The sequence below is a fragment of the Clavibacter lycopersici genome (assembly GCF_003576405.1).
Classification (GTDB): domain Bacteria; phylum Actinomycetota; class Actinomycetes; order Actinomycetales; family Microbacteriaceae; genus Clavibacter; species Clavibacter lycopersici.
Map to the genome: position 1 here is coordinate 1 of NZ_QWGT01000320.1, position 2,470 is coordinate 2,470.

The following is a 2,470-nucleotide window of genomic DNA, read 5'->3' on the forward strand; positions in this document are numbered from 1 at the left end:
GGCGCGGTCTCGAGCGGCTCCGAAGGGAGCGGGGCGACGACCGGCCGTCGCGGCGCGAGCGGGCCGTCACGCGGATCCTCCGCCGCCGACGCGCCGACCTGCAGGCCCTCCGCTCGCAGGGCCTCGGGTGGCGCGGCGGCCTCGTGCTCGGCTGGGCGGGCATGCGCGGCGTGGTGACGCTCGCGGCCGCGCAGTCGCTGCCCTCCGAGACGCCGTACCGCGCGCAGCTCGTCCTCATCGCCTTCACGGTCGCGATCGTGTCGCTGCTCGTGAACGGCGGGACGCTCCCCGCCGTGATCCGGCTGAGCGGGATCCGCGGGAGCGACGCCGTCGAGGACCAGCGGCAGCTCGCGGCGCTCGTCTCCGAGCTGGCCGACGCGGGGATCCGCGCCGTCGACGAGGGCGTGCGGCAGCTGCCCGAGGGCACGGTCGTGGAGGACGAGGTCGTCGAGCGCGTGCGGCGCGACACGGCGATGAAGGCCGAGTGGGTGACCGAGCGCGCGGAGGCGATGGCCGCCGACGACGGCGCGCCGCTCAGCCCGCGCGCCGCCTACCTGCTGCTCCGACGACACGTGCTCGACGCCGAGCGCGCCGCCCTGCTCGAGGCCCGAGGCACGGGGGAGCACCCGTCGCGCGTGCTCGCGCGGGCACAGCGCATGCTCGACCAGGAGGAGGCGCGCCTCGGGCGTCAGGCCGAGGCGGGCTGACCGGCCCCGTCTCCGGCGCGGCCTAGGATCGGATCATGCCGCGCAGCAATCGACCCCGGGGGAGACGCGCGCGCGAGGAGGAGGACGAGGACGTGCTCACGCGCCTCCTCAGCGGCTCGCAGCACACCGAGACCCGGCGGGGTCGCGTATGGAACGTGCAGCCGGTCTCGGCGGCCCGGGCGCTCAAGGTCTACCGCTGCCCCGGCTGCACCCTCGACATCGAACCCGGCCACGCGCACGTCGTCGCCTGGCGCGCGGACGGCATGATGGGCGAGCAGAGCGACCTGGCCGCCCGCCGCCACTGGCACACCCACTGCTGGAAGGTCTCATGACGGACACCGCACCCCGCCCGATCACGAGCTCGACCGAGCTGCCCGCGCATCGCGAGGACGTGGAGCTCGTCACCGCCGACGGGCTGCGGCTCGTGGGCGAGCTCGCGCTGCCCGCCGACCGGGATCCGGTGGCGACGCTCGTGACGCTGCACCCGCTGCCCACGGCCGGCGGCTTCATGGACTCGCACGTCCTGCGCAAGGCCGCGCTCCGGCTGCCCGCGATGGCCGGCATCGCGGTGCTGCGCTTCAACACGCGCGGCACCACGTCCGCGCGCGGCACGAGCGAGGGCGCCTTCGACGGCGGCGACGGGGAGCGGCACGACCTGGCGGCGGCGATGGACCTCGTCGCCCGGCGCGGTCTGCCCGCCCCGTGGATCGTCGGCTGGTCCTTCGGCACGGAGATCGCGCTGAGGCACGGCCGCGAGCACCCCGTCGAGGGCGCGATCCTCCTGTCGCCGCCGCTGCACCGCACGACCGCCGACGAGGTCGCCGCGTGGCACGGGGATCAGCGCCGCCTCGTGATCCTCGTGCCCGAGCACGACGACTTCCTCCAGCCCGCGGAGGCGCGCGAGCGCTTCGCGTCGGTGCCGGAGGCCGAGCTGATCGCCGTGGACGGCGCCAAGCACCTCTGGGTGGGGGAGACGCAGGTCTCGCGCGTGCTCACCGAGATCGTGCGGACCGTCGCGCCGCAGGCGCTGCCGCTGCCGACCGAGTGGCCGCCCGCGCGCTGATCCCGCGCGCGCCGGTCAGCGCTCGTTCTGCAGCGGGACCGCGACCTGGCGGATGATGAGCAGCACCGCGGCGGCCACCGGCACCGCGATGAGCGCGCCGAGCACCCCGAGGAGCGTGCCGCCCGTGAGCGCCGCGATGACGACGATGACGCCGGGCACCTTCACGGCCCGGTTCATGATGTTCGGGCTGAGCACGTACGCCTCGATCTGCATGTAGACGAGGTAGTAGACGGCCACGGCGATCCACGTGTTCATCGACTCCGGCAGCAGGACGATCTGGCCGAGCACGATGAGCGCCGAGCCGGTGATCGTGCCGACGAGCGGAAGCAGCGAGAACAGGAACGCGATGAACGCCCAGACCGCGGGCAGCGCCGCGCCCACGATGCTGAGGTAGATGAAGCTGAGGACGCCGTTGCAGAGCGCGAGGCCGACCTGGCCCATGACGTAGCGGCCGACCGACTGCGTGATCTGCTCGGCGATGTCGGCGAAGCGCGCGCGTCGCGTGGCGGGCACGAGCTTGTAGAGGCCGCTCTTGAACGAGTTGAGCGATGCCGTGAAGTACATCGTGAGGATCACGACGATGACCAGGCCGAAGAGGAAGTTGCCGATCGTGAAGGCGACGGTGAGCACGTTGCCCGTGATGGTCGCGACGTTCGAGGCGTTGGAGAGGTACTGCACGAGCTGGTCCGCGCCGGTCTGC

4 protein-coding genes are annotated in these 2,470 nt (G+C 73.6%); 3 read left to right on the plus strand and 1 reads right to left on the minus strand.

All coding sequences use genetic code 11. From position 1 onward, the window contains the following. The 3 genes from DZG00_RS14540 to DZG00_RS14550 all read left to right on the plus strand — a co-directional run. Nucleotides 1-707, plus strand: a 707-nt coding sequence (locus DZG00_RS14540) for a cation:proton antiporter domain-containing protein (RefSeq protein ID WP_199689830.1), incomplete at its 5' end; no start/stop codon positions are given. Nucleotides 708-742: 35 nt separating this feature from the next. Next, nucleotides 743-1,039, plus strand: coding sequence for an Rv1322 family protein (locus DZG00_RS14545; protein WP_086514692.1), 297 nt, complete (start codon nt 743-745; stop codon nt 1,037-1,039). Further along, nucleotides 1,036-1,770 (plus strand): alpha/beta hydrolase, encoded by a 735-nt coding sequence (locus DZG00_RS14550; RefSeq protein ID WP_119382871.1) that lies wholly within the window; start codon nt 1,036-1,038, stop codon nt 1,768-1,770. Before DZG00_RS14545 ends, DZG00_RS14550 begins: the two co-directional genes overlap by 4 nt. Before the next feature lie 15 nt (nt 1,771-1,785). On the opposite strand, the gene DZG00_RS14555 is transcribed toward DZG00_RS14550, so the two are convergent. Then, on the minus strand, nt 1,786-2,470 hold a 685-nt coding region (locus DZG00_RS14555), incomplete at its 5' end, for an AI-2E family transporter (RefSeq protein WP_119455774.1).